Here is a 25,895-nt window from a genome sequence, read left to right on the forward strand (position 1 = left end):
ACCGGGCAACCCATGTTTTCCTCGCTTGAACTGACCCTGATGTTACTCGGCAGCGCCGTGCTGGGCGTGGTCGCTTTCAGAATGTTGCATTTGCCGCCCATGCTGGGCTACCTGGCCGTCGGCATCGTCATCGGCCCCCACGCGCTGGGCCTGGCGGCGGAAAACGAGGCCAGCCACACCTTGGCCGAGTTCGGCGTCGTCTTCCTGATGTTTTCCATCGGGCTCGAATTTTCTCTTCCCAAGTTCCTCGCCATGCGGCGCATCGTCTTCGGCCTCGGCATGGCGCAGGTGGTCACCACCATCATCGCCACCGTCGTCTTCGGCTGGTTTGTCGCCCGTTACCTGTCCGCCTACATCCACCTGAGCTGGCAAGCCGCCTTCGCCCTGGGCGGCGCGCTGGCCATGTCGTCGACGGCCATCGTCTCGAAAATGCTCACGGAGCGGCTGGAACTCGAAAGCGAACACGGCCGCAAGATCATCGGCATCCTGCTGTTCCAGGACTTGGCCGTCGTGCCCCTGCTGATCCTGATTCCCGCCCTCACCCGCGATTCGGACAACCTGGCCGAAACCCTGGCCTGGGCCGGCGGCAAGGCCCTCGTCGTGCTCATTTTGCTGCTGTTCATCGGCCAGAAGATGGTGCGCGGCTGGCTGACCATCGTCGCCAAGCGCCGCTCGCAAGAGTTGTTCATGCTCAACCTGCTGCTGATTACCCTGGGGGCGGCGTGGATCACGGAACGGGCAGGATTGTCGCTGGCCCTGGGGGCCTTTGTTGCCGGCATGCTCATTTCCGAGACGGAATTCAAGCACCAGGTGGAAGAGGATATCAAGCCCTTCCGCGATGTGCTGCTGGGCCTATTCTTCATCACCGTCGGCATGCTGCTCAATATCCGCGTGGTGTTTGAGAACTGGTGGCTCGTGCTGCTCTTGCTGTGCGGCCCCGTGCTGCTGAAATTCGCCCTGATCGCGGGCCTGGCCCGGCTGTTCGGCTCCAGCAACGGCGTTGCCTTGCGCACGGGGCTGGGCCTGGCGCAGGCGGGCGAATTCGGCTTCGTACTGCTGAACCTGGCCGGCGGCATCAAGCTGATGGACCCGTTCGTCGTGCAGGTGGTGCTGGCGTCGATGGTGCTGTCGATGCTGGTGGCGCCCTTCCTCATCGCCAAGTCCGACGCCATCGTCATGAAACTGGCGGCCAACGACTGGATGATGCAATCCTTGGCGCTGACGAAGATCGCCACGCGCACCATGGCGTCGCAGAAACACGTGCTGATTGCCGGCTTCGGACGCAGCGGGCAAAGCCTGGCAACCCTGCTGGCGGAAGAAAAGATCGAATACCACGCGCTGGACCTGGACCCGGAACGGGTGCAGGAAGCGCAGCTGGCCGGCGCCCACGTGTCGTACGGCGACGCGGGCCGGCGCGAAAGCCTGGTAGCGGCCGGTATCTACCGGGCCAGCGCCGTGGTGATCACGTACGCCAACACGCCTTCGGCACTGAAATTATTGCATTTACTCAACGAAATGGCGCCCACCTTGCCCGTCATCGTGCGCAGCCACGACGATACCGATCTCGACCAGCTGAAGAAGGCGGGCGCGGCCGAAGTGGTGCCGGAATTGATGGAAGGCAGCCTGATGCTCGCTTCGCACGCGCTGATCATGATGGGCGTGCCCCTGCGCCGCGTCGTGCACCGGGTGCAGGCCGCGCGCGAGGAGCGCTATGCCTCGCTGCGCGGCTATTTCCACGGTTCCAGCGACGCGGGCGACGATGCCGAGCTGGAACGCCTGCATACGGTCACCGTCAACGAGGGCGCGCACTGTGTGGACTTGCCCTTGAGTGCGATCGACGTGGCCGGCTGCGGCGCGTTTGTCACGGCCATCCGCCGCGGCCGCGGCCGCCTCGACGTCACCCCCGAGACGCAGCTGGCCAGCGGCGACGTGGTGGTGCTGCGCGGCACGGCCGACGCCGTGGCCAAAGCGGAAACATTACTATTAAAATAACTATTCGGACGGTGCCTGCCAGCTGATGACCTTGTTGCGGCCATCAGCCTTGGCCTGGTACAGGGCCTGGTCGGCGTGCGCCACCAGTTGCTGCGCCACCGTTTCGATCGGCAGCAGCGCCGCGTCCGCTTCCAGGCTGGCCACGCCGATCGAGACGCTGACCCACGCTTGCGCGCTGCCCGGCAAGTCGAACATGGTGCCGGCGATGCTGGCGCGGATGCGTTCGGCAACGAATGTCGCACTGTCGAGGTCAGCGTCGATCAGCAGCACGACGAATTCCTCGCCGCCGAAGCGGCCCAGCGCATCGGAGCGCCGCAATTCCGTGCGGATGCGCGTGGCCACTTCGCGCAGCACTTCATCGCCACCCTGGTGGCCATAGGTGTCATTGACCAGCTTGAAATGGTCGATATCGATATACATGCATGAAATGCAATAATTCTGGCGCCGCGCGCGGGCGATTTCTTCCAGCAGCCGGCGGTCGATATAACGGCGGTTGTAGACGCCCGTCAAGGAATCGGTCAAGCCGATGTATTTCAGCATTTCATTGCTGATCACGTTTTCCAGGCAAATGGCGATGATGGAAGCCATGTGCTTGATGAAATCCGTGCCCAGCACGGGCGTAAAGCGCGTCACGTCGCTGCTGGCCAGGTTCAGGCTGCCGATCAGGCGCTTGTTGCGCAGCAAGGGCACCAGGGCCACGCTGCGCAGGGGCGAACCGATGCCAGGGAAACGCGGGCCATGCACGGCGGCATCAAAGGCGCCCAGCAGCGGCAGCGGCGGCAAGGCCGCTTCGCCCTCGGCCACGGGTGCCGACGGGGCAAAGCCCAGCTCCGCCACGGCATGTACGAACAGCAACTGCGGGAAGGCGCTGAAATCGACGCCCAGCTTTTCCATCACCAGCACGATATCGTCATCCTCGTCGAGCAGGCTCAAAGTGACGCCGTCGAGGTCGGAAATCACGGGCAAGGTGCGGAAAATGGTGCCGATCAGTTCGGGAAACGTGGACGCGCCGACGATTTCCAGATCAAACGCCTGGTGGCGGCACATGATGTCGTGGTTGCGCTCGACCTGTTCCAACAGGAAAGCCATGCGCGCCCGCAAGGCCTGGTTTTCGGCTTCGAGGCTGGCAATGCGCGGGTCCGGCGGTATTGCTTGATTCATAGAAACCTTAAACCCTTCTGTGCGGGCGCCATGCTTAAAATGCCAGTTCGAAACCGATGTCCTGCCCCACTACGATACGCTCATCGCCGCCTTCGGTAACGATGGCGTTCATGCCGAAGCAGATGGCGCCGTCAAGCTCGGGCTTGGCGCGGTAGCCATGCATGACGTCGAGCGGGTCCGGTCCGGGCACGCCCGTGGCCTGGTCCACCGACGGAATCGGGCAGCGCGAGCACGGCTTGACGGGTTTTAACACGGTCGCGCCGAATTGCAGGAAGTCGGCGTAGTCTTCCTCGAAAGCGCCGATATCGCCGATGACGAGGTTGGGACGGAAGCGGTTCATCGGCAAGGCCTCGCGGCCGGCGGCGCGCAGCTTGTCATTGACGTCGGCTAGCGAGGCGCTGCCGGCGATCAGCACCGGATAGCCATCGGCAAACATGGTCGAGGCGGCCACGCCATCCGTCCACTTCGTGCTGGTGGCGCGCACCACGTCCGGGTGAAAGCGCACGAGGCGGCACGGCACGCCGATGGCGTTGGTAAACCAGGTGGCCGTGACGTCGTCGCAATCGTAGGCGCGCACGGTATCGTCCCACACTTGCACGTCCAGCATGGGCGCCAGTTGCGGATGCGGCAAGCCCAGCTCGATTTCCAGCCGCAACATGCCCGGCGCGCGCAATTCCAGGGTGGTGGCCTTGATGGACGGCACGATCAGCGCCATGCGCGGATGTTCGCGCTGCGTCAGGAAGCGGCCGTGCTCGTCCACCACCATCCATTCGCGGTCGAACACGTGTTCGCTCATCAGCCCTGAGCGCGTCAGGACCGCCTCACGCAAATGGATGCCGGCGCACGATTTGATCGGATACAGGATGATGTCGGACAGGATAGCCATGGACAGGGGAGAAGGAACAGTGTTGCTGCTTCAGCCAGGAAGTTATTCAAAAACGAAGTATGGCAGCAAAGCGGGCAAGCGTAAATCCGCCAAGCCCAGCCGCAGTGGCCGGGCCGGCGTGACGGCGATCAATACGTGTAGAAAATACGCTGGATTTCTTGCGTACTATTGGTTTTGGTCAAGGCCAGCATCAGCAGGATGCGGGCTTTTTGCGGGTTCAGGGTGTCGGATACGACACTGTCGAGTTCATCGTCGTTGGCTTCGCCATTGCGCGCCACAATGCCCTGGCCGACGCGGCTCGAACGCACGATCAGCACGCCCTTCTGGCGCGCTTCCACCAGGGCCGGCTTCATTTGCGCGGCCACGCTGCCGTCGCCCACGCCCGCGTGGATGATGCCCTTGGCGCCGGCGGCGATGAAGGCGTCCATGCCGACGCGGTTCATGTTGGCGTAGCCGTAGACGATGTCCACTTGCGGCAAGGCATCGAGCTTGCTGATATCAAATTCCGATTCCAGCGTGTGCTTGCGCGTCGACTGGCGGTAGAAGAAAGCCTTGCTGCCCTGGATGTAGCCGAGCATGCCCAGTTCCGGCGACTTGAAGGTGTCGGTGGTCGAGGTGTTGGTTTTGGTCACTTCGCGCGCGGCGTTGATCTGGTCGTTCAAGGCCACCAAGACGCCCTTGCCCACGGCTTCCTTGCTGCCCGCCAGCATCACGGCGTTGTACAGATTGATGGGGCCGTCAGCCGAGATGGCCGTCGACGGACGCATGGCGCCCACCACCACCACCGGTTTATGGCTCTTCACGGTCAGGTTCAGGAAATACGCCGTTTCCTCGATGGTGTCGGTGCCGTGCGTGACGACCACGCCATCGACATCGCTCGAGGCCAGCAGCACGTTGATGCGCTTGGCCAGGGCCAGCCAGTGGCTATTGCCCATGCTTTCGCTGGCGATCTGGAACACTTGCTCGCCTTTCACGTTCGCCACTTTTTTCAATTCCGGCACGGCCGCGATCAGGCGCTCGACACCCACGGTGGCCGAGGTGTAGCCGACGGTGGTGGTGCTGTCGGCGCCGCTGCCGGCGATGGTGCCGCCCGTGGCCAGGATCACCACATTCGGCAATTTGACGGCCGCCTGCTGCGCGCGCGCGGGGGAAGCGGCGATAAAGCCCATCAGCATGGTAGCCAGCATCAGCTGTGCACAAGAATGGAATTTGCGTGAAAACATGGTGCTCCCGTGAGGTGTACTGTCAAAAATAACAAAGTCGTGTGCAAATTATATGTCATCCATGCCAGGGCAAATCCCGAATTCATGTGTATCGCGCAAACGTGCGCGCCTTCCCTTGCGCTACAGTGGCGCCATGTCCACACTGCCGCCCATCCGGTCTTGCCTCCTCCTGCCGTTCGTCTTGATGGCGCTCAATGCCTGCGCCACGCAAATCGAACTGCGCACGGCGGCGCAACAGGAACAATGGGGGCGTGAAGCGGCCAGCCAGGGGGACTGGACACAAGCCATGCGCAACTACGCGGACGCCGTCGGGAACGTCGAACTGGGCCACGGCGATCTCGCTTGGCAAGCACGGCTGCACCACCAGGCGGGACGCGCCGCCAGCGGGGCCTGCCGCTACGATGCGGCCGAATTTCATTTCCGCCAGGCCATCGCGCTGGCGAAACGCAGCAAACAATCGAGCGCCCTCGACTACAAGGCGCTGATCGACCTGTATGAACGCGAGGGCAAGGCGACGGAAGCCTTGGCCGTGCGCAATGAACTGGGGTTTCATCAATCGTGGGCACTGGGCGCCTTTGCCGACCTGGAATCGCTGCCGGCGGGCAAACCTTGCGGAGTTGCTCGATGAATATCGCACGCACCTTGCTGGCCGCCTCCACCCTCTGCGCCACCATGGCGCCGGCGCGCGCCGTCGAAGCACCGCTGCCCTTATGGGAAGCGGGCGTATTGGGCGGCACGGCCGTCACTCCCGCCTATCCGGGCGCCAGCGAACGCTCGATGCGCAGCCTGGCCCTGCCCTATCTGATTTATCGCGGGAAAGTCTTGCGCGCCGACCGCTCCGGCGTGGGCGCGCGCCTGTTCAATACGGAGCGATTCGATTTCGATATCGGTTTTGCCCTGTCCTTGCCGGCCAGGTCCAGCGACGTGCCGGCCCGGCGCGGCATGCCGGACCTGGGTACCCTGGTGGAATTTGGCCCGCGCCTGAAAATCAGGCTGGCCGAGCCGACGCAGCACAGCCGCCTGGGGCTGGAGCTGCCCTTGCGCGCCGTCATCGAAGCGCGCGGCGGCCTGCGCCGCCAAGGCACCACCTTCGAGCCGCGCCTCGTCTACGCGCTGCAAGACGGGCAGCAGGCCTGGCACGTCGATGCCAGCGTCGGCGCCGTGCTGGGCAATGCCACCATCAACGATTACTTGTATAGCGTCAGCCCCGCATTTGCCACCGGCCAGCGCCCCGCGTATGCGGCAAAAAGCGGGCTGATGCTCACGCGGCTGGGCCTGGGCGGTTCGTACCGGCTGCAGCGGGACTGGCGCGCCTTTGCCTTTGTACGCTACGACACTTACACAGGCGCCGCCAACCGCGCCAGTCCCCTGCTGCGCCAGAACAGCGGCACCTCGGCCGGCATCGGCCTGATGTGGACGTGGCAACGTTCAAGCAGCCTGGCGCGGGGCCCGGACGACTAGCGGCTAGACGGCTTAAAACTCCGTCGTGGCCGACAACATGACCGTGCGCGGCGCGCCCAGGCCCAGGCTGGTCCATTGCGGCAGCGCCCAGTACGCCCTGTTGCCGACGTTCGTCACGCTGGCGCGCACCGTCAGGGGCCGACCCGCCGCCTTCGTCGCATAGCGGGCGCCCAGGTCAAACACGGTGCGGCCCGGCACGGACATCGAATTGTCGGCATTGATGTATTGCTTCGATGCCGCCGTCGCGTTCGCCGTCAGGGTCACGCCAGGGATGGCGGGCGTATCCCACTCAACGCCCAGCTTGGCTTGCAGCTTGGGCACGCCCGTCGCCTGCTTGCCCTGGTTGGCGCCGCCCATGGTCTTGCTCAAGACCGGGTCGACATACGCCACGCCGCCCATCAGGCGCACGTCGCGCAGGGGCGAGCCGAAGAAGCCCCAGTCGATGCCGCGGTTGCGCTGTTCTCCGCCAAAGGAAAAGATATTGCTGACCGGGTCGACATAGCTGCTGGGGCGCTTGATTTCATACACGCTGACCGTATGCGCGAACTCGCCCAGGTCGACCTTGACGCCAAGCTCCGCCTGCTTCGATTTGTACGGCGCAAAGACCTCGCCCGAGTTGGCGGCCGTCAACGGCGCCGTGGCGCCCTGGCTCAAGCCTTCGATGTAGTTGCCGTACAAGGAGATGGTTTTGCTCGCCTTGACCAGCAGGGCGACGGCGGGCGTGGTGGCGCTTTCGTCATAGCGCGAGGTGCGCGCGCCCGTCTTGATGTTGAAGTTATCGCTGAGCACTTCCTGCCGGCGCAAGCCCACCGTCAACTGCACGGTGTCTTGCGCAAAGGAAAGTGTATCGACGAGGCCAAAGCTGGCCAGGCGCAGTTCCGCCTTGGATATTTGCGGCGCGTCGAAGCGCGTCGCCGGGCCCCAGACGGGATGGTAGATATTCGTGATCCAGTCTTTCGCCAGGGTATTGCGGCGGCCGTACTGCTTGTCCGTGTGGTGATAATACGTGGCGTTGACGGCCCATTGATGGCCGATGTCGCCCGTGCGCAACTTGCCCCGCAAACCCGCTTCCGCCGACTGTTTTTCCACGTCGAAGCCCAGGTCGGCGACGTTGGTGCGGTAATCGCCGGCCGTGTTGAATACCTGGATCAGATACGCGCCCGTCGACTGGTAGTCGGCCCGGCTGGCCCCCACGGCCGCATACGCCATCACTTGCGCGTTCAAGTCCAGTTCGCCGCGCAGCATGGCGCCCTTGTCCTTGGTATCGTAAAACGCCCAGCTGGGATTGAGCAGGGTTTCCGCTTTCGGCGGACGCGGCACGGGCAAGCCGGGGGCCAGGTTGACGCCCCGGTTCAAACCGTCGGCGCGGTCCTCGCTGTGATACAGGTCGGCGGACAGGCGCGCGCCATTGCCACGCCAGTCCAGCCCGACCGAGACGAGCCGGGTCTTTTTTTTCTGATGGTCGATGGCGCCGTCGCCGTCGCGGTAGACGCCGTTGACCCGAATGCCGAATTGTTGATTCTCGCCAAAACGTTGGCCCAGATCAATATGCCCTCCCCATTGCGAGTCCGACATGTACGACGCCGTCACGCGCGCCAGCGGCGCATCGCCCGCGCGCTTGGGCACGAGGTTGATGCTGCCGCCCACGGAACCACCCGGTGGCATGCCGTTGAGCAAGGCCGACGGCCCTTTCAGTACCTCGATGCGCTCAAACATTTCAGGCGACGTGCGGTAGTACGGCGAGATGCCGTACAGTCCGCCAAACGCGACGTCGCCGATATTCGAGCTGAAGCCCCGTATCGAATAATTCTCGCCGATGATGCCCGTCATGCCGCTGCTGAAGACGGTAGGGTCGGCGGCGGAAATCACGTCGGTGATGTCGCGCGCTTGCCGGTCTTCGATGAATTTATCCGTATAGCTGATGGTGTTGAACGGCGTTTCCATGAAATCCTTGTCGCCAAGAAATCCCACGCGGCCGCCGGACGCCACTTGTCCGCCTGCATAGGCATCCGTCACGCTGTTGCCCTTGCCCCACACCGTCACGGCCGGCATGGTGGCGGCGGCTTCGGCGGCGGCGCTGTGCGCCGGTTCGCGGCGCACCGTGTAGCTGCCATTGCCCTCGCGCACGGCTTGCAAGCCATGGCCACGCAGCAATTCGTAAAAGCCTTCAGGCACGCTGTAGCTGCCGGACAGGCCGGCGCTGTTCTTGCCTTGCAGTAAGCTAGCCTCGACCGTCAATTCGACGCCCGCCTCGGCCGCGAAAGTGTTGAGCGCCAGGCCCAGCGTACCGGCCGGCACGCTGAACGCTTGCCGGGCCTGGCCCGCCCCCGCTTGCGCGTACGCTGGCGAGGCCGCCACGCCCAGCGCCCCCACGGTCAAGCCCGTGATGAGCGCCAGTTGCACGGCGGTGGCGATACGGCTCAGGTTCAAGGCGGGAAGATGGCGCGTTGCCATGCGTTGGGTCATAAAGTAAATCCTTTCAGAGGGGATGATTGCTTGTTCTCACCCTATCTCCCGAACGAAAAGGCAAAACCCTCAATGCAAATACGACTCATTACGAAAATAATTTATCTCACTGATAACCCTTGAGCACGTCGTCGATCACCCGTTTCAGCGACGTCACGCTGGCCGCCGTGATGTACCAGGCGTCCGCATCGACGAAGACCACGCGGCCGTTCTTCCAGGCATTCGTCTGGCGCAACAGCGGATTGGCCATCTGTTCGGCCGTCATGACGGGACGGTGTTCCATCACGGCCGTGCGGTCCACCACATAGATGATGTCGGGATTGGCTTGCTGGATGAATTCGCTGGAAATGGGCTGGCCATGCAAGCCCGCCTCGATGGCCGAGCTCGCAGGTTTCACGCCCAGCGCATCGAACACAAAACCGTAGCGCGACCGCACGCCGAAGGAGCTGAAGGCGCCGTTGTTATGCAGCACGATGAGCGCCTTCTCGGGACGCTCCTGCGTCACCTTGCGCGCATCCGCCACCTTGGCGTCGAGCTCCGCGGCTTTCCGGCTGGCAATGTCTTCCTTGCCAAAGATGCGTCCCAGTGTCAGCAAGTGTTGCTTGACAACTTCGATGTGCTTGCTCTCACTGTTCTGGTAATCCACGTCGAAATGCAAGGTGGGCGCGATCTGGCTCAGTTCCTTGTAATGGTTGGCCTGGATCGACGTCATCAGTATCAAATCGGGCTGGAGCGCGTGGATATGCTCGAGATTCGGCTGCACGATGGCGCCCAGGTCGCGGATGCCCTGGTCATCCTTGTAGCGGGTGAGGAAATGCGGCACGTAATCCTTCACCATGCCGGCCACGGGCACGCCCAGCTGGTCGAGGAAATCGACTTCGTTCATGTCGAGCACGGCCACCCTCTGTGGGCGCTGCTTGAGCACCGTCGTGCCCAGCTTGTGCTCGATGGTGATGGGCGCAAACGCCTGCGGTGACGCGGAGGCGGCAGGCGCTGACGGCGTCGTGGCTGCCTTGTCGGTGCAGCCTTGCAGGGCGGCCATGGCGGCGAGCAGCACGGCCAGCGCGCGGCGGGATTTGTTCCAGATCATCTCAAGCTCCTGTGGGGGTAAAGTAATTGCAGACGCAGCCGCGCTCGTTGCGCACGATGTGAAAATCGATGTCGTACAGCGCGCACAAGCGCTCTTCCGTCACGACTTCGTGGGCGGGGCCGGAAAAGCGCACGGCGCCGCCCTGCATGGCGACGATGTGGTCCGAATAGTTGGCGGCGAAATTGATGTCGTGGATCACCAGGATCACCGTGCGGCCCTGCTCGTCGCACAGGCGCCGCAGGGCGCGCATGATTTGCACGGCATGCTTCATGTCGAGGTTGTTGAGCGGCTCGTCGAGCAGCAAGATATCCGTCTGCTGGGCGATCGTCATGGCCAGGAAGGCCATCTGCCGCTGGCCGCCGCTCAGCTCATCGACATACGCCAGGCGCAGATGCTCCAGCGACAGGAAGGCGATGGCGTCATCGATGGCTTGCCGGTCCTGCTCTGTCAACGCGCCTCGGCTGTAGGGAAAGCGGCCGAAGGCGACCAGCTCTTCCACCGTCAGGCGCAAGTGAAAATCGGGCGACTGGCGCAGGGTGGCCACGAGTCGCGCATAGTCCCGGATCTGGATGGCTGCAATGCTGCGCCCGTCTATCATAATCTCGCCGCCTTGCGCTTCCTGCAGACGCGCGATGAGCATCAGCAAGGTCGTCTTGCCGGCGCCGTTCGGGCCGATCAAGGACGTCACTTTTCCCCTGGGAAACTGCGCGCTGACCTTGGCCAGCACGCGCTTTTCGCCGTAGCTTTTGTCAATCTGTTTGACGTGGATCATGCTGTACCTCGGGTGCGGACCATGAGCGCGAGGAAATAGGCGCCACACACCAGGTTGACGAGGATGCCAACGGTGGTCCGGTAATTGAAAACGTGTTCGACCAGCAACTGGGCGGCCAGGAAGATGGCGATGGCGATGGCGCAGCCCAGCGGCAAGGTGACGCGGTGGCGCGCCGTGCGGGCCAGGGCGTAAGTTGTGTTCGCTACAAAGATGCCCATGAAGGCCGTCGGTCCCAGCAAGCTCGTCGACACCGCCACCAGCACGGCGATCAGCGCCAGCTGCAGCCGCACCATGCGCCGGTAATCGATACCGAGCGAGATGGCCTGTTCGCGCCCCAGCGCCAGCACGTCGAGCGCCGGCAAGGTTTTCAGCACGGCCACGCAGGCGGCGCCCGCCAGCACGGCCGAGTACAGCAACTGCACGGGCTGTGCCTTGTTGAACGAGGCCTGGCTGAATCCTTGCAAGATGGCAAATTCACCGGGACTGATGCGCAACTGGATGAACTGGGTAAATGTGCCAATCACCATCGTCAGCACGAATCCCAGCAGCAACAGGAAATACACGTTGTTCTTGCCATCACGAAACAGCCAATAGTGGATGGCCCAGGAATACGCGAGCATCAGCGCGATCGACACGACAAAATTGCCGTTCTGCCCCAGCAGCACGACGCTGTGCATGCCCATCGCGAGGATCAGCAGCGATTGCAGCAGCAAATACACGGCTTCGTAACCCATGACGGCCGGCGTCAGGATGCGGTTGCCGGCGATGGTCTGGAACACAATCGACGAGACGGCCACGCAAACGCCGCCGATGACGATGGCGGCCAGGCGCGACATGCGCTTGGGAATGACGTAATCGACATCCAGATTTGCGCCGATGAAAAGGAAAGCGAGCGCCAGGGCCAACACGGCCAGCCAGAGCATGCGCTGGTTCAAACGGCGCCTCATCGCCGCCCCCGGATGATCAACATGAGGAACAGCACGCCCCCCACACCCCCTGCCGTCAGGCCGATGGGCACTTCGAATGGATAGATCAGCAAGCGCCCCGCGATGTCGCAGGCGAGCAGCAGCGACGCGCCGCCCAGCGCGACAATGGGCAGGGTGCGGTCCAGCTTGTCGCCGTAGCGCAAGGCCACCAGGTTGGGGATGGCCAGCCCGACAAACGGGATCGCCCCCACCGTGATCACCGTGGCCGCCACCGTGACGGCCACCAGCATCAGACCCAGCGCCACCGTGCTCCCATAGTTCAAGCCCAGGCTGGTAGCCATGCCCTCGCCCATGCCCAGCACCGTAAAGCGCTGCGCATACAGATACGTGAGGGCAACGATGGGCAGGATCAGATAAATAATTTCATAGTTGCCCTGCACGATCTTCGAGAAATCGCCCAGCAGCCAGCCCTGCATGCTTTGCAGGATGTTGTTGCGGTAAGCATAAAACTCGGCCACGGCGCTCAGCACGCCGCCATACACGAGGCCGATGACGGGCACGAGTATCGTGTTCTTGAAGCGGATGCGGCGGATCAGGGCCACATACACGAGGCTGGCGGCAAAGCAGAAGGCCAGCGCGAACGCCATCTTGCCGGCCGTGCCCGCCGAGGGCGCCACGGTGAGCGCCACGAGGATGCCCAGCTTGGCCGCGTCGAGCCCGCCCGAGGTGGCCGGTTCGACGAATTTGTTGCGCACGATGTGCTGCAGGATGACGCCGCACACGGACAGGCCCACGCCCGTCAGCACGAGCGCCGCCAGGCGGGGCAGCCGGCTGGCCGTCAGGGTCAGCCAAGCATCGGCGGACAGCGCGCCGGACGAGGACAACAACTGCGCCCACTCCATCTGCCTGGCGCCCACCAGCAAGGACGCGCAGCACAGCAGGAAGAAGACGAAGAACAGACGCGCGCGTGTCAAATGCCGGACTCCGTGCCAGCCTGGCGGGCGGGCGCGGCGATGCGCCAGCCCTTGGCCGCCTGGCGCTGGGCCAGGAAGTGCGCGTACAGGCCGTGCTGCGCGCGCAAGGTGGCTGGCGCGCCCTGCTCGCGGATCGTGCCACCGTCCAGCACGACGATCTGGTCGGCCATGGCCACCGTCGACAACTGGTGGGCGATGACGATCACCGTGCGCTTGCCGCGCAGCCGCGCCAGCGCTTCGGCGATGGCGGCCTGGTTTTCCGCGTCAAGCGCGGCCGTCGCCTCATCGACCAGCAAAATCGGCGCATCCTTGACCAAGGCGCGGGCAATCGCGATGCGCTGGCGTTCGCCGCCGGACAGGCGCGCGCCGCCCTCGCCGACCAGGGTATCGAGTCCCTGCGGCAGGCGGGCGATGATCTCGGCCACGCCCGCCTGCCGCGCCGCTTCCAGCACCTCGGCATCGGTGGCGCCGGGCTTGCCGATGCGAATGTTGTCGCCGATGCTGCCCTGGAACAGATAACTGTCCTGGAATATCTGGCTGATCTGGCCGGCCAATTGCTCGCTGGACATGTCGCGCACATCGACGCCGCCCACCAGCGCCGCGCCGGCACTGGCGTCAAAGAAGCGCGCGATCAGGCGCACCAGGGTCGTCTTGCCGGAGCCGGACGCGCCGATCAGCGCCGTCATGCTGCCCGGCGCAATGCGCAGGTTGATATCCGTCAAGACGTCGGCCTGATCCTGTGCATAGCGGAATGCCACGTCGCGCAATTCGACGGCGCCATCGCGCGGCGCTTGCGGCTTGTCTGCTTCCGGCAGCGGCTGCACGGCGAAAATATCGCGCGCCGCGTCGAGCGGGCCGCGCGCGCCGCGCAGCACTTCGCCATAGCTGGCCACTTCCTGCAGCGGGTCGACCAAGCGCACCACCAGCAGCAAGGCCACGATGACGGCGATGGCGTCGCCCGCGCCGGCAGCACCACCCGCCAGGCTGTCAAGCCACAGCGCGGCGGAGGCCAGCAAGGCGGCAAAGATGGCTTGCACGGTCCAGGCGTTGAGCACGGACGACAGCGCCGACAGGTAAATGAGCCGCGTGCCCGCGTGGCGCTGCGCATCGATCGCTTGCTGCAGGAAACGCGTGCCGCCGCCATCCCCGTTGCCATTGAATGCGCGCAAGACGGATTGCGCTTGCGCAAACTCAACGAGGCGCTGGCTGGTCTGGGCAAAATGGTGGTGATAGGCATCGTCGGCGCGCTGGCCCAGGTACGCGGTGAGCCGCAAGGCGCCGGCCAGCAGGGGCAGCGCCAGCAGCGCGATGAGACCCAGCTGCCAGCGCAGCGCGAACAGCGCGATGAGCATCACGACGGGCGTGACGGCGCCGCAGATGACGGGCGTCAACACGTGGGCGGGCAGCTGGGCTACATTCATCATGCCTTGCGTGATGACGTGGCCCAATTTTGCCGTGTTGTCCGGCGTGAACCAGCCGACGGGCAGGCGCGCGACGTGGTCGCCCAGGCGCTGGCGCGCCCCTCGCAGCACCGTCACGCCCACGCGCACGCCGGCCTTTTCCACCTGGCGCCGCCAGGCCCAGCAGGCAACCAGCCCGGCCAGCAGTACCAGCAGCCACAAGGCCGCGCCGCCCACGTCGCCACCCAGCAGGCGGCCCAGGGCCAGCACCAGCGCCGTGATGGTCAATCCGCTGAGCACGCCATACGCGAGCGCCATGGCACAGTAGCGGCGGAACACGGGCGCGTCATCACCCAGCAGTTGAATAAACGTTTTCAGCATGAGAGCACCGCGTCTTCCTGGAAATCCGGATAGCCGCCCAGCGCCCACAGTTGCGCATAGCGGCCCTTGTCGGCGAGCAAGCCGGCATGGCTGCCCTGTTCGACGATGGCGCCGTTCTCGACGACGACGATGTTGTCGGCATGCATCACCGTGTCGAGCCGGTGCGCAATGATGAGCAGGGTGCGGTCCCGGGCAAAGCGCGACAGCGCGTCCTGGATCGCCACCTCGTTTTCCGCGTCGGCCGCGGCCGTCGCTTCATCGAGCACCAGCACGGACGGGTCGAGCAGCACGGCGCGGGCGATGCTCACGCGCTGCAACTCGCCGCCGGACAATTGCGCATCCTCGCCGATGACGGAATCGTAGCCGCGCGGCAAGGCCAGGAGGCGTTCATGGATGTTCGCCAGGCGCGCCGCCTGTTCGATCTCGTGCATGCTGGCCGATGGCCGTCCCAGCGCGATGTTCTCGCGCACGCTGGCGTGGATCAGGCGCACTTCCTGCAGCACGAAACCGATGCGCCGGTACAGCTCGGGCGTGGCGATGTGCCGCAGGTCGACGCCGCCCAAGGTGATGCGCCCCTCGGTCGGGTCGAAAAAGCGCAGCAGCAGCCGCGCCAGGGTCGACTTGCCGGAACCGGAAGCGCCGACGATGGCCGTCACCGTGCCGGGCGGCAAGGTCAGCGTGATATCCGACAACACCTTGTTGTGTCCATCGTAGGCATAGCCGACGCCTTCCAGGCGGATCTCCGTGCCGTCGGGCAACTGCTGCTCATCTGGCGCCGGCTGCGCCAGCACGGGCGTATCGAGCAAGGCTTGCACGCGCTGGGCCGCTCCCGTGGCGTTGTTGAGGTCATGCGTCAGGTAATGCAGCAGCAGCATGGGCGCGGAAATGCCGGGCGCCACGAGGGCGAACGGCAGGATATCGACGGGCGCCATCCAACCCAGCGCCACGAAGGCCGTACCGGCAAGCACCACCACGCCCAGCACGGCGACGGGCGCGATCAGCGCGTTGGCATTCGCCATCGAGCCGACCAGCGGACGGGTAAACGCGGCAAACGCCTCGGCAAACGCATCGACGGCCGTGCGGTAGCTGCCGTGCGCGCGTCCCGTGGCGCCGAACGCCTTGACCACGGGAATGCCGTTGACGAATTCCACCACGGCATTATTGATGCGCCCCATGCCGGCGACGAATTGTTCCATGTTGCCGCTGCTGGCTTTCATGGCGCGGCCGAAGAACAGGAAGAAGCCGGGAAACGGCAGGATGGCGATGAGGGCCAGGCGCCAGTCCATGGCGAACAGGTAGATGACGGAAATGGCGATGGCGCCCACGGCGCGCCCCGTCGTCGTGTAGAAGTGGGCCGTGAGGCTGTGCAGGGTATTGATGTCGTCCTGCATCGCCTGCTTGACCTCGCCAGAGGCCCGGCTGGTGAACCAGCCCAGCGGCACCTGCCCCAGGCGCTGCATGGCTTGCAGCCGCAATCGATGCGTGAGGCGGTTATCGGCCAGGTGTGCGGCCAGTTCGCCCAGCGACATCAGGGCCATGCCGAGGAACAGGCAGGCGACGCTGGCGAGGATGATCGGCCACACAGCGCCCGGCGCCAGCGCGGGGGCCATGGCGATTTGCGCGATCTGCGCGATGCCCGCCAAGGGCACCAGGGTGAGCATGGACCCCGTGCCGGCCAGCACGGCGGCGACGATCAGGCGTCCGCGGATGGGATGCAGTATCCGGCTGATCGGGCCGGGCTGGCGGCGTTGGCTACGCATGGGAAAAATGGGAAAAAACGTACATAAGGTCAATGGATAAGGGTGGCTCTCACCCTATATCCCGAACGAGAATGCAAAACCCTCAATCGGGCCCGAAAAATTGTCAGGCAGCGGCCTGGGGTATGGCTTGCACCGTCACCCAGTAGCGCGTGCGCGCGAGGATTTGTACGGGCAAGGCCAGCGCCAGGTTATGCAGCGCGCGATCCGTGTCGCGCAGGGAAAACACGCCGTTGACGCTCAGGCTGGCCACGGCCGGGTCGCAGCGCAGCAGGCCGGGGCGATAGCGGGCCAGTTCCGCCAGCAGCTCGTCCAGGCGCATGTTGTCGGCCACCAGCACGCCCTTCGTCCAGGCCGCCGCGCTGGCCGGCACGGGGGCGGCCGATTGCACGATGTCGGCCGAGAAGATGGCGCTGTAGCCCGTGGCGATGCCCACGGCGTGGCCGGGCGCATGCGCGAGGCGTATTTCGACGGCGCCCTCGAAGACGGCCACGCGCGACGTGTGTTCGTCTTGTCGCAAGGTAAAACGCGTGCCCAGCGCCTGTACCGTGCCGTGGCGGCCCTGCACGCGGAAAGGCCGCTGCGCCGGGTCGGGATCGTGCGCCGTGGTGACGAGGATTTCGCCGCTGCGCAGGATCAGCAAGCGCTCGCTGGCGTCGAAGCGCACGTCGATGGCGGAAGCGGAAGCGAGCATCACGCGCGTACCATCAGGCAAGGTAATCTCGCGGATCTCGCCCGTGGCCGTGCCGTGGCCGGCCGTGGCCACTTGCCAGGCATCCGTGCCGCGCAGCATGTACGCCATGCCGCCCACGGGCAGCAGCACGGCCAGCAGCTTCAGGGCACGGCGGCGATTCAGGTAGGCGGCGGGCGCCGGTTCGCGCAGCGCGTGCCGGGCCGCATCGCGCGGCACGCTGTGCAGCTTGCCCTCGAACGCTTGCAAACGCTGCCAGGCGATGGCGTGGTGCGGATGGGCCGCGCACCAGCGGGCACAGGCAGCCCGGTCTTCGTCGCTGGCGTCATCGGACCACAGGCGCGCCATCCACTGGGCAGCCTGCTGCACGACGGCGGGCGCAATCACCACCTCCATGGCTCAGGCGTCCGGCGCGTGCATGGCCTGGTAGCAGGCCAGCAAACCGGCGGCGATGTATTTTTCGACGGACGAGACGGACACCTGCAATTCGGCGGCGATGTCGCGATAGCTGAGGCCATCGAGTTTGCACAGCAACAAGGCCTTGCGCGCCTTGGCGGGCAACTGGTGCAGCACCGCATCGATTTCTGTCAGCGCCTCGATCACCAGCGCGCGCTCTTCCTCGGACGGCGCCAGCGCCTCGGGCACCAGGGCCAGCACTTCCAGGTAGGCGGCCTCGATCTGGCGGCGGCGGTACAGGTCGATGACCATGCCGTTGGCGATCTGCGTCAGGTGACGGCGCGACTCTCCGGCCGGCGGCATGCGCCCCGTCTTCATCAGGTGCAGGTACACATCGTGCGCCAGGTCGGCCGCATCGAAGGCATTGCCGAGTTTACGGCGCAGCAAGCCGCGCAGCCAGTGATGGTGGTCGGTGTACAGACTGCTGACTTGCTGCTGAAGCGCTAACTCGGCGGTGCTCACGATACCCTTCCTGTCGCCAACGGCCGGCAAGAACAGGCGCATCGGATTATAAATGAGAATTATTCTCATTGTACGCCGAGTGACGAGGAAAACGCAATACGGCGACGGGCAGCAAACGCCCTCAGCCCTGCTGCCGGACGGGCCTGAACAGCCTGAACGCGGCCCACAGCGAAGGCCGGTAGACGTGCAGTGCGGCAGCGAGCAGCACGCCCCACGCCAGCGGAGCAAGCATCCCCAGGCGCTGGGCAAAAAACGCGTGGCCCGCCGCCAGCAGCGACAGCAGGACGGTGCTCAGGTACAGCGAACGACGCGGCAGCGGACGCCAGACGCGCATGCCCAGCTCCGTCTTGACGACGAAATACACGAGGAAGCCCAGCAGTTGAGACACGGCGGCGCCCGTGGCGCCATGGCGCGGCACCAGCACGGCGCCCGCCAGCAAGGTGCCCAGCAAGCCGGCAGCAAAGGCGGCGATGGAAAATGCCGGACGGCGGGCCAGATTGATGCCGACGCCGGTCACTTCCGCCAGGGCATACAGCAGCGGCTGGCCGACCGTGGCCACCGCCATGTACGCGACGCCGTGATAGTTGGGAGGCAAGACCCAGCCGATCAACCAGGCCAGGGCGCCCGCCAGGCAAAAGCCCACCACCACGATGGCCTGCGCATGGCGGCAAATGGCCGCAATATTCGACAGGCCGCCGCCGGCCGCGGCCCATTTGTGTACTTGCGGTATCCAGACAATCGTAAAAATCGATTGCACCAGCCAGGCGCCGGCGGCCACGCGCGTGGCCAGCGCATAAATGCCGAGTTCGTCAAAGCCGGCAAAGAAACGCAGCAAGCCCATACCGGCCGACAACATGAACATATAAAAAATCCCGCTCACCAGCAGGGGCGCGGCCTCGGAAAGCAGGCGCCGCAGCAGCACCCGGTCCACGGCGGTGTGCCAGGCTTGCGCCAGCGATACGCGCGCATGCCACAACAGCCATAGCGTGACCAGCCAGGTGGTGGCCACGACCAGGCTTGCCAGGTGCACGAAATTGCGCTGCGGATCCCACCACAGGACAGGCAGCAGCAACAGCAGCGACATTTTCGGCAATACCTGCGCCAGGCTGAATACCCAGGCGCGCTCCTGCATGCGGAACAGTTGCGCGATCAGGCGATTGGCCAGGGCGCTCAGCATGCCGGCAGCGAACAGGACAGCCAGTGCAGGTTGCGCCACATCAAATAACAGTTGCGCTACCGGCGCGGCAAACACGAGTATCACGGCCAGCGCCACGGGCGCGAGCAGCACGGCCGGCAGCAGGCACGCTTTCAGCAAGCCGCTACGCGCGGTGCTGTAATGGTATTCATGCAGGAAAGCCTTATCCAGCCCCAGTGACAGCAGCAAACCGGCCACCGTGCATGCGGTCATGAAGAAATCCAGCTTGCCGATGTCGGCAGGCGGAAACAGCCAGGCCACGGCAGGTACGGTGGCCAGGCCGCACAGCAGCGACAAGATGGGGCCGGCTGAAAAACCCGCGAGACGGTTCAGGCGCATCGTTCAGCCGGGCCGGGCATCTCAGCCATGCCTGTCGTTGGAAAAACGATAGGGCACCGTGTCCGAATCGGCCGGCACGCGCCAGTGGTCCGGCGCATCATAGCGATACGCATGGTCCACCGCATTGACGAGGATGGCAAGAGTGCTGCAGTAATTTTGCACGCCATGCCAGACGCGCGGCGGCACGACGAGCAGGCCGGGACGCCTGGTGCCCAGCTTGAATTCGTTGAGCATGCCAAAGGTGGGCGACTCCTCGCGCGCGTCGTACAGCACCACGCGCATCTGGCCCGCCGCCACGAACAGGCGGTCCGTCGTGATGGCATGCGCATGCCAGGCGCTCAGTCCGCCCGGCTCCAGGGTCGAGGCGAATATCTGGCCTATCTGTGCCGCATCGGGCACCCATTCGGTGCGGAAAATTTCGGTCAGGCTGCCGTACGCCGTCAGGACAGGCTTGATTTCCTGAAAGATCACGCCATCGATCAAGGAAGGCGTTGCCGGCTTCCATTCCTTGGTAATGCTGACGCCATCCTGCTTCGCGCCAGCCAACAACCAGTTATCTTTCTCAGCCACCAGATCTACCCCTAGAATTTTATAAAAATGCTCTTATGTATTGCAACCGTATTATCTATCGCCGCGACATGTCCTTCAATCCCCGGCGGCGGCGTAATTCACGTAAAAATGTGCCTTTGCGCCAATATTTGAGCCAGAAGCCGGGATGCGGCGGCCACAGCCCCAACATATAGCAAAGACGGCGTGACAATGCTTTCATGGCCGTTATCGCGGACTGTAGCGGTGCAATAAGACGCTCACGGCCCACCTTGCCATACAGCGTGGAGACGGCCTGCAGAATATTCAGCGGATCCTGCATGTGCGCCCACCAGAACGCATGCTCGGCGTGTTGCCGCTCCAGGTAGGCATTGCTGCGGCTGCCAGACTGGATCAGGATGGCGCCGATGCGGGGGTGGGCCAGCATCGGCCGTCCCGCGCGATACACGCGGTGCAGCCAGGCTTGCGACGGCCAGCAGCGCACTTCCCATGAGGGCTGCCATGGGCCGATCTGCAGGGCCAGCTCGCGCCGCATGATCCACAGGGTAGCGGGCACGTCCATCCACGGACGGTACGGTTGCACGCCATCCGCCAGCGCACCCACCATGTGATATCCCACCGGCAAAACCACCAGTCCCTGGCCAAAAGCCAGGTCGGCCCCGGTGCGCTCGAGGACCTCGATACTGCTTTGCAAATGATCGGGCAACCACAAGTCATCGTGGTTCAGGAATGCCAGATAGGTGCCGCGGGCCAGGCTGACGCCGACATTGTTGGGTCCCGTCTGTTCGCCGTAATTGGTTTCCAGATTCACAAAGCGGATACGCGCGTCGCCGAACGCGGCGACCACCTCGGCCGTATCGTCGGTGCAGCAATCGCCGACAATAATCAGTTCCCAATCCTGCACGGTGCTGGCGAGTGCCGACTGAATAGCGTACCCGAGGATATTGCTCCGGTTGTACGTGGCCATGACAATGGAAACGAGCGGCGGTTTCTCCGGCTGCATGGCTGGCCTTTTCAAATAGACAAACAAAAAATGCCGCCCAAGTGCATTGAGCGGCATTTCGCAATGGACGAATGCAGTATGTTGCTGGCGCTCGCCAGCAAGCATCTGTCCTTAGACGTTGAACAGGAAGTTCAGCACGTCGCCATCCTTGACGACGTATTCCTTACCTTCGGCGCGCATCTTGCCCGCTTCCTTGGCGCCCGCTTCGCCCTTGTAGGCGATGAAGTCGTCATAGGCGATGGTTTGCGCGCGGATGAAGCCGCGTTCGAAGTCGGTGTGGATCACGCCGGCCGCCTGCGGTGCCGTGGCGCCGACAGGGATGGTCCAGGCGCGCACTTCCTTCACGCCAGCCGTAAAGTAGGTTTGCAGGCCCAGCAGCTTGTACGCGCCGCGGATCAGACGGTCCAGGCCTGGCTCTTCCATGCCCATGTCGGCCAGGAAAGCGCCCTTGTCGGCGTCGTCCAGGTCGGCGATTTCCGCTTCCAGCGCCGCGCAGATGGCGACGATAGGGGCGTTTTGCGATTGCGCATAGGCCGTCAGCTGGTCCAGCAGCGGGTTATTCGTGAAGCCCGAGTCGGACACGTTGGCCACGAACATGGCCGGCTTGGCCGTGATCAGGCACAGCGGCTTGATCAGTTCCATTTCATCGGCGTCCAGGCCCATCGCGCGCACGGGTTTCGCGTCGTTCAGGTAAGGCATCATGCGTTCCATGATGGCCAGCAACTTGGCCGCATCCTTGTCGCCCGAGCGGGCTTTCTTGTTTTCGCGGTGGATGGCCTTTTCCACGGTGCCCATGTCGGCCAGCGCCAGTTCGGTCTGGATGACTTCGATATCGTCGAGCGGGTTGATCTTGCCGGCCACGTGGATGACGTTGTCATCTTCGAAGCAGCGCACGACGTTGACGATGGCGTCCGTTTCACGGATGTGCGACAGGAACTGGTTGCCCAGGCCCTCGCCCTTCGATGCACCGGCCACCAGGCCGGCGATGTCGACGAATTCCACGATGGCGTTGACCATGCGTTCCGGCTTGACGATGGCGGCCAGCGCATCCATGCGTGGGTCCGGCACTTCGACGACGCCGACGTTCGGCTCGATGGTGCAGAACGGATAGTTTTCAGCCGGGATACCGGCTTTCGTCAGTGCATTGAACAGGGTGGACTTGCCGACGTTCGGCAAGCCGACGATACCGCATTGGAGACTCATGGGAAAACCTTTAAATAATCAATTTTGCCGGCAAGCGGCTGGTGCAAAAACGGCCTGTACAGGCGTTTTCTGGATAATCTTGCTGTAATAAATCTGGTAAGGGTCAATTGTACCTCTATGCACCCTACTCTTCAAAAAAACCGCCCTCTGTGCCGCTAACTGTCGCCATCCCCGTCGTCCGGCTGCGACGCATCGAATTCCAGGATGTCGCCGGGCTGGCATTCGAGCATCTCGCAGATTTTCGACAGGGTATCGAAACGCACGCCGCGCACCTTGCCCGACTTTAGCAGCGACAGATTCTGTTCCGTGATGCCGATGAAGGCCGCCAATTCCTTCGATTTCACTTTTTTCCTGGCCAGTACCAGGTCGAGGCGCACGACGATGCCCATCAGATGAACCCGCTGTTTTCATCGGCCAGGCGCTGGCCTTCGTGGAGGATTTGCGCCAGCGCAAAGAACACGGAGCACAGCAGCAAGGTCCACAGGTCGCCGCCCGTGACGTCGACCACCAGGCGCAACTGACCCGCGCCCTCTTCCAGCAAACCGAACAGCATGCCGCGCACGGTCGGCTCCAGCAGGGTCAACAGCGTTCCCAGCAGCAAGCCGCCCGCGAAACGGCGAAAGTGCGCCGCCACCTGCGGCGTAAAGTACACGCCCTGCTCGAACTGGCGCAGGACCCGGGCCAGCTGGCGCACGGCATCGCCCAGCACCAGCAAGGCCGGCAAGGCCAGCGCCAGGCCCAGCACCCGCTGCCACCACGGCATGGCCGCCAGGTGCTCGAATGGCTGGCTCTGCAGTTGCAGCATCAACTCGTACATGCCGGCGCCACCCAGTGTCCCATGCGCGGCCGGCGCAGGCGCCAGCCAGCCCAGCACCGTCAGCAGCAGGTACAGCACGAAGAACGTCGTCACGCCATGGCGCACGCGCCGGCTCAATACAGCGGGGCCTGACTGATTTTTTTTCATATTTAAAAGTATACGAAAGTACAAAGTGCCGTTAGAATAAATTATCGTAAAACAATAATTAAATCATGTTTTGCGACCATTTTAACATGTTCACCCTATCCTATCGACTGGAGACACCATGAAAACCCTGCTTGCCTCACTCGTTTGCAGCACCGCCTTCTTGCTCGGCGGCACCGCCCGCGCGCATGACTTGAACGCCATGCTGCAGCAGGCGCTGGCCGACAGGAGCGTGCCGGCCATGGCCATCCTGCTCATTCGCGACGGCAAGATCGATGCGCAGGCGCAGGCGGGCGTGCGCGCCAACGACGGCCATGACGCCGTACGCGCCGATGACGTGTGGAATATCGGTTCCGACGGCAAGGCCATGACGGTGACCCTGATCGCGCGCCTGGTGGAGCGGGGCGTGCTGTCGTGGGATGCGCCGCTGTCCAGCATGCTTCCCGCGCTGAGCGCCGGCATGCGCGCCGAGTACCGCGACGTCAACCTGATGGACTTGCTGGCGCACCGCGCCGGTTTGCCGCCCAATCCGGACGAGGACTGGATCAATTCCACCTACACGGATGCACGTCCCTTGCCCGTGCTGCGCCTGGAATACGCACAGCGCGCGCTGGCCGACGCGCCGGTGGCCGCGCCGCGCGGCGAATCGCATTATTCGAACAGCGGCGCCATGATCGCCGCCGCCATCGCCGAGCGGGTCACGGGCAAGACCTATGAGGAACTGATGCAGGCGGAAGTATTCGGCCCGCTGGGCATGCAGGCCGCGTTCGGTCCCACGGTGCGCGGACAAAACCTGGGCCACAAGGAAGGCAAGCCGATCGCCGGCTTGATGGCCAGCAACCCGCTGATGATGGCGCCCGATGGAGAAATTCACCTGAGCATGGCTGACTGGGCCAAGTTTGCGCTCGATCAACTGCAGGGCGAACAAGGCAAGGGCAAGCTGCTGAAACAGGAAACCTATGTCTTGCTGCATACGGCGCAGGGCGACACGAACGCGGCACTGGGCTGGGGTGTGATGCATTTCCCGCCCCAGGCGCCACAGCGCGTGCTGACCCACCTGGGCTCGAACGGCTACTGGCACGCGCTGATCGCGCTGGCGCCCGGCAGCGGCGACGGCTTGCTGATCGCCGCCAACGCGGGTGAAGGCAGCAGCGCCCAGGCCAGCCAGCAGCAGATGGCGAAAACCATCATGGCAGGCTTCGGCAAGGCGGGGAAATAATTACGCGGTGTGCAACTTCATGGTCGCCGCCTCGAACTTGCCCTCGACGATCAGCGGCATGACTTGCAAGGATTTGTCGATCGCCTGCTCGATCAGCTCCTGGTCTTCGCGACGCGGGCGGTGCAGCACGAAATCGGCTACCTGCTGCTGCAGGCTCAGGGTGCGCGGATGGCCGATGCCCAGGCGCAAGCGCCAGTAATCCTGCGTGCCCAGCGCGGCCGTGATGTCCTTCAAGCCATTATGGCCGCCGGCCGAGCCGCCCTTCTTCAGGCGCGCGATGCCGGGCATCAGATCGAGTTCGTCGTGCACGACCAGCACTTCATCGGCGGCGATCTTGAAGAAACGCGCCAGCGCGCCCACGGATTGGCCCGAGCGGTTCATGAAGGTCAGCGGTTCGAGCAGCCAGACTTCGTTGCCGCCGATGGAGGTCTTGGCCAGCATGGCGTTGTAGCGCGAATCGCGCTGCAAGCGCGTGCCGGGCAAGCTGTTGGCGAGGTTGTCCACCAGCCAGAAGCCGGCATTGTGACGGGTTTGTTCGTATTCGGGTCCCGGGTTGCCGAGGCCGACGATCAGGCGTATGGGCATGGCTGTGTCTGCAGTGTAAAAACGTATTATCGGTGAAAACAGGCAGAAAAAAACCCGTCCGGAGCGAACCGGACGGGTTTTTCCTTGCGACTACCGCATTGCTGCGGCGGCAAAATTACTTCTTGTCAGCAACAACTTCAGCAGCAGCGGCTTCAGCAGCAACGTGGCCAGCCGGTACCGAAGCGGTAGCGATGGTCAGGTTGGCGCCGTGGGTGACCGCGGTCACGCCAGCTGGCAGGACCAGGTCGCCAACGTGCAGCGAGTGACCGACGTCGATGTTCGACAGGTCAACGTTGATGAATTCTGGCAGTTGGCCTGGCAGGCACGAAACTTCGATTTCGTTGGCTACGTGACTGATGGTCGCGCCGTGCAGTTTGACTGCTGGGGAAACGTCAGCGTTCGTGAAGTGCAGAGCAACTTTCACGTGGATAGCTTGCTTAGCGTCAACGCGTTGGAAGTCAGCGTGCAGAACCAGTTGTTTGTATGCGTGGACTTGGAAGTCGCGCAACAGAACTTGCTGGGAAACGCCGTCGATTTCCAGGTCCAGGATCGACGAGTGGAACACTTCTTTTTTCAGCGCGTGGTACAGGGCGTTGTGATCCAGCGAGATCAGCACTGGGGCTTCAGCGCCACCGTAGACGATACCAGGGGTTTGGCCGGAAATGCGCAGGCGGCGGCTCGCTCCGGAACCTTGCAATTCGCGTTTAAATGCGATAACTTTCATGTGAAACTCCAAGAAGAACAAG

At 63.8% G+C, this 25,895-nt stretch carries 24 protein-coding genes; 4 read left to right on the plus strand and 20 right to left on the minus strand.

Annotated elements, in window-relative coordinates; translation table 11 throughout:
• Positions 1–12 precede the first annotated feature (12 nt).
• Positions 13–1,992 (plus strand): monovalent cation:proton antiporter family protein, encoded by a 1,980-nt coding sequence (locus OX460_RS18005; protein WP_289899497.1) that lies wholly within the window; start codon positions 13–15, stop codon positions 1,990–1,992.
• On the opposite strand, the gene OX460_RS18010 is transcribed toward OX460_RS18005, so the two are convergent.
• From OX460_RS18010 to OX460_RS18020, 3 genes are all read right to left on the minus strand, one after another.
• Positions 1,993–3,153 (minus strand): DUF484 family protein, encoded by a 1,161-nt coding sequence (locus OX460_RS18010; protein ID WP_289899498.1) that lies wholly within the window; start codon positions 3,151–3,153, stop codon positions 1,993–1,995.
• A 34-nt stretch (positions 3,154–3,187) separates the two neighbouring features.
• Positions 3,188–4,039, minus strand: coding sequence for an MOSC N-terminal beta barrel domain-containing protein (locus OX460_RS18015; protein ID WP_251349354.1), 852 nt, complete (start codon positions 4,037–4,039; stop codon positions 3,188–3,190).
• Positions 4,040–4,167: 128 nt separating this feature from the next.
• Positions 4,168–5,262 carry a type II asparaginase gene (locus tag OX460_RS18020; RefSeq protein ID WP_099665695.1) on the minus strand — a complete coding sequence of 365 codons (1,095 nt, stop codon included), beginning with the start codon at positions 5,260–5,262 and terminating at the stop codon, positions 4,168–4,170.
• A 133-nt stretch (positions 5,263–5,395) separates the two neighbouring features.
• Here OX460_RS18020 and OX460_RS18025 point away from each other — a divergent pair, with 133 nt between their 5' ends.
• Positions 5,396–5,890, plus strand: coding sequence for a hypothetical protein (locus tag OX460_RS18025; protein ID WP_251349355.1), 495 nt, complete (start codon positions 5,396–5,398; stop codon positions 5,888–5,890).
• Positions 5,887–6,723, plus strand: coding sequence for a MipA/OmpV family protein (locus OX460_RS18030; RefSeq protein ID WP_251349356.1), 837 nt, complete (start codon positions 5,887–5,889; stop codon positions 6,721–6,723). Before OX460_RS18025 ends, OX460_RS18030 begins: the two co-directional genes overlap by 4 nt.
• Positions 6,724–6,735: 12 nt before the next feature.
• Here OX460_RS18030 and OX460_RS18035 read toward each other — a convergent pair whose 3' ends face one another.
• From OX460_RS18035 to OX460_RS18105, 15 genes are all read right to left on the minus strand, one after another.
• Complete coding sequence (locus OX460_RS18035; protein WP_289899499.1) at positions 6,736–9,189, minus strand: TonB-dependent receptor; 2,454 nt, start codon at positions 9,187–9,189, stop codon at positions 6,736–6,738.
• A gap of 106 nt (positions 9,190–9,295) precedes the next feature.
• The gene (locus OX460_RS18040; RefSeq protein ID WP_099665699.1) at positions 9,296–10,279 is read right to left on the minus strand and encodes a siderophore ABC transporter substrate-binding protein; all 984 of its coding nucleotides are present in this window, start codon (positions 10,277–10,279) and stop codon (positions 9,296–9,298) included.
• 1 nt (position 10,280) lies between these two features.
• Positions 10,281–11,051, minus strand: a complete 771-nt coding sequence (locus OX460_RS18045) for an ATP-binding cassette domain-containing protein (RefSeq protein WP_289899500.1) — start codon at positions 11,049–11,051, stop codon at positions 10,281–10,283.
• Positions 11,048–11,998 (minus strand): iron chelate uptake ABC transporter family permease subunit, encoded by a 951-nt coding sequence (locus tag OX460_RS18050; protein ID WP_289899501.1) that lies wholly within the window; start codon positions 11,996–11,998, stop codon positions 11,048–11,050. The genes OX460_RS18045 and OX460_RS18050 overlap by 4 nt, the downstream gene beginning before the upstream one ends.
• On the minus strand, positions 11,995–12,951 hold the full coding sequence (locus OX460_RS18055) for an iron chelate uptake ABC transporter family permease subunit (protein ID WP_289899502.1): 957 nt from the start codon (positions 12,949–12,951) through the stop codon (positions 11,995–11,997). The genes OX460_RS18050 and OX460_RS18055 overlap by 4 nt, the downstream gene beginning before the upstream one ends.
• The gene (locus OX460_RS18060) at positions 12,948–14,732 is read right to left on the minus strand and encodes an ABC transporter ATP-binding protein (RefSeq protein WP_289899503.1); all 1,785 of its coding nucleotides are present in this window, start codon (positions 14,730–14,732) and stop codon (positions 12,948–12,950) included. The genes OX460_RS18055 and OX460_RS18060 overlap by 4 nt, the downstream gene beginning before the upstream one ends.
• Positions 14,726–16,492, minus strand: a complete 1,767-nt coding sequence (locus tag OX460_RS18065; RefSeq protein WP_289899504.1) for an ABC transporter ATP-binding protein — start codon at positions 16,490–16,492, stop codon at positions 14,726–14,728. The genes OX460_RS18060 and OX460_RS18065 overlap by 7 nt, the downstream gene beginning before the upstream one ends.
• A gap of 103 nt (positions 16,493–16,595) precedes the next feature.
• Positions 16,596–17,576 carry a FecR domain-containing protein gene (locus OX460_RS18070; RefSeq protein WP_289899505.1) on the minus strand — a complete coding sequence of 327 codons (981 nt, stop codon included), beginning with the start codon at positions 17,574–17,576 and terminating at the stop codon, positions 16,596–16,598.
• Between the two features lie 3 nt (positions 17,577–17,579).
• On the minus strand, positions 17,580–18,098 hold the full coding sequence (locus OX460_RS18075) for a sigma-70 family RNA polymerase sigma factor (RefSeq protein ID WP_251349364.1): 519 nt from the start codon (positions 18,096–18,098) through the stop codon (positions 17,580–17,582).
• A 121-nt stretch (positions 18,099–18,219) separates the two neighbouring features.
• Positions 18,220–19,632 carry an oligosaccharide flippase family protein gene (locus OX460_RS18080; RefSeq protein WP_289899506.1) on the minus strand — a complete coding sequence of 471 codons (1,413 nt, stop codon included), beginning with the start codon at positions 19,630–19,632 and terminating at the stop codon, positions 18,220–18,222.
• Positions 19,633–19,653: 21 nt separating this feature from the next.
• Positions 19,654–20,202: a dTDP-4-dehydrorhamnose 3,5-epimerase family protein gene (locus tag OX460_RS18085; RefSeq protein ID WP_099665707.1), complete on the minus strand. Its 549-nt coding sequence runs from the start codon at positions 20,200–20,202 to the stop codon at positions 19,654–19,656.
• A gap of 55 nt (positions 20,203–20,257) precedes the next feature.
• Positions 20,258–21,286 carry a glycosyltransferase family 2 protein gene (locus OX460_RS18090; RefSeq protein ID WP_289899507.1) on the minus strand — a complete coding sequence of 343 codons (1,029 nt, stop codon included), beginning with the start codon at positions 21,284–21,286 and terminating at the stop codon, positions 20,258–20,260.
• 6 nt (positions 21,287–21,292) lie between these two features.
• Positions 21,293–22,384, minus strand: a complete 1,092-nt coding sequence (gene ychF / locus OX460_RS18095; RefSeq protein ID WP_099665709.1) for a redox-regulated ATPase YchF — start codon at positions 22,382–22,384, stop codon at positions 21,293–21,295.
• Positions 22,385–22,539: 155 nt separating this feature from the next.
• Entirely contained in the window at positions 22,540–22,773 is a 234-nt protein-coding gene (locus OX460_RS18100; RefSeq protein WP_034778346.1) for a helix-turn-helix transcriptional regulator, read from the minus strand.
• A complete protein-coding gene (locus OX460_RS18105; RefSeq protein WP_289899508.1) occupies positions 22,773–23,348 on the minus strand; it encodes a DUF2975 domain-containing protein in 576 nt (191 codons plus the stop codon). Before OX460_RS18105 ends, OX460_RS18100 begins: the two co-directional genes overlap by 1 nt.
• A 118-nt stretch (positions 23,349–23,466) precedes the next feature.
• Here OX460_RS18105 and OX460_RS18110 point away from each other — a divergent pair, with 118 nt between their 5' ends.
• Entirely contained in the window at positions 23,467–24,564 is a 1,098-nt protein-coding gene (locus OX460_RS18110; protein ID WP_289899509.1) for a serine hydrolase domain-containing protein, read from the plus strand.
• Here OX460_RS18110 and pth read toward each other — a convergent pair whose 3' ends face one another.
• Positions 24,565–25,149, minus strand: a complete 585-nt coding sequence (gene pth, locus OX460_RS18115) for an aminoacyl-tRNA hydrolase (RefSeq protein WP_034778342.1) — start codon at positions 25,147–25,149, stop codon at positions 24,565–24,567.
• A gap of 115 nt (positions 25,150–25,264) precedes the next feature.
• Complete coding sequence (locus OX460_RS18120; protein WP_077408940.1) at positions 25,265–25,873, minus strand: 50S ribosomal protein L25/general stress protein Ctc; 609 nt, start codon at positions 25,871–25,873, stop codon at positions 25,265–25,267.
• Between the last annotated feature and the right edge of the window lie 22 nt (positions 25,874–25,895).

The organism is Janthinobacterium sp. SUN033, assembly GCF_030397595.1.
In the GTDB taxonomy this organism is placed as follows: Bacteria; Pseudomonadota; Gammaproteobacteria; order Burkholderiales; family Burkholderiaceae_D; genus Janthinobacterium; species Janthinobacterium kumbetense.

Bases quoted from the DNA above. Each gene is read 5' to 3' on its own strand.
- OX460_RS18005 (WP_289899497.1), top strand. From the start codon at position 13: ATGTTTTCCTCGCTTGAACTGACCCTGATGTTACTCGGCAGCGCCGTG.
- OX460_RS18010 (WP_289899498.1), bottom strand. From the start codon at position 3,153: ATGAATCAAGCAATACCGCCGGACCCGCGCATTGCCAGCCTCGAAGCC.
- OX460_RS18015 (WP_251349354.1), bottom strand. From the start codon at position 4,039: ATGGCTATCCTGTCCGACATCATCCTGTATCCGATCAAATCGTGCGCC.
- OX460_RS18020 (WP_099665695.1), bottom strand. From the start codon at position 5,262: ATGTTTTCACGCAAATTCCATTCTTGTGCACAGCTGATGCTGGCTACC.
- OX460_RS18025 (WP_251349355.1), top strand. From the start codon at position 5,396: ATGTCCACACTGCCGCCCATCCGGTCTTGCCTCCTCCTGCCGTTCGTC.
- OX460_RS18030 (WP_251349356.1), top strand. From the start codon at position 5,887: ATGAATATCGCACGCACCTTGCTGGCCGCCTCCACCCTCTGCGCCACC.
- OX460_RS18035 (WP_289899499.1), bottom strand. From the start codon at position 9,189: ATGACCCAACGCATGGCAACGCGCCATCTTCCCGCCTTGAACCTGAGC.
- OX460_RS18040 (WP_099665699.1), bottom strand. From the start codon at position 10,279: ATGATCTGGAACAAATCCCGCCGCGCGCTGGCCGTGCTGCTCGCCGCC.
- OX460_RS18045 (WP_289899500.1), bottom strand. From the start codon at position 11,051: ATGATCCACGTCAAACAGATTGACAAAAGCTACGGCGAAAAGCGCGTG.
- OX460_RS18050 (WP_289899501.1), bottom strand. From the start codon at position 11,998: ATGAGGCGCCGTTTGAACCAGCGCATGCTCTGGCTGGCCGTGTTGGCC.
- OX460_RS18060 (WP_289899503.1), bottom strand. From the start codon at position 14,732: ATGCTGAAAACGTTTATTCAACTGCTGGGTGATGACGCGCCCGTGTTC.
- OX460_RS18065 (WP_289899504.1), bottom strand. From the start codon at position 16,492: ATGCGTAGCCAACGCCGCCAGCCCGGCCCGATCAGCCGGATACTGCAT.
- OX460_RS18070 (WP_289899505.1), bottom strand. From the start codon at position 17,576: ATGGAGGTGGTGATTGCGCCCGCCGTCGTGCAGCAGGCTGCCCAGTGG.
- OX460_RS18080 (WP_289899506.1), bottom strand. From the start codon at position 19,632: ATGCGCCTGAACCGTCTCGCGGGTTTTTCAGCCGGCCCCATCTTGTCG.
- OX460_RS18090 (WP_289899507.1), bottom strand. From the start codon at position 21,286: ATGCTTGCTGGCGAGCGCCAGCAACATACTGCATTCGTCCATTGCGAA.
- ychF (WP_099665709.1), bottom strand. From the start codon at position 22,384: ATGAGTCTCCAATGCGGTATCGTCGGCTTGCCGAACGTCGGCAAGTCC.
- OX460_RS18100 (WP_034778346.1), bottom strand. From the start codon at position 22,773: ATGGGCATCGTCGTGCGCCTCGACCTGGTACTGGCCAGGAAAAAAGTG.
- OX460_RS18105 (WP_289899508.1), bottom strand. From the start codon at position 23,348: ATGAAAAAAAATCAGTCAGGCCCCGCTGTATTGAGCCGGCGCGTGCGC.
- OX460_RS18110 (WP_289899509.1), top strand. From the start codon at position 23,467: ATGAAAACCCTGCTTGCCTCACTCGTTTGCAGCACCGCCTTCTTGCTC.
- pth (WP_034778342.1), bottom strand. From the start codon at position 25,149: ATGCCCATACGCCTGATCGTCGGCCTCGGCAACCCGGGACCCGAATAC.
- OX460_RS18120 (WP_077408940.1), bottom strand. From the start codon at position 25,873: ATGAAAGTTATCGCATTTAAACGCGAATTGCAAGGTTCCGGAGCGAGC.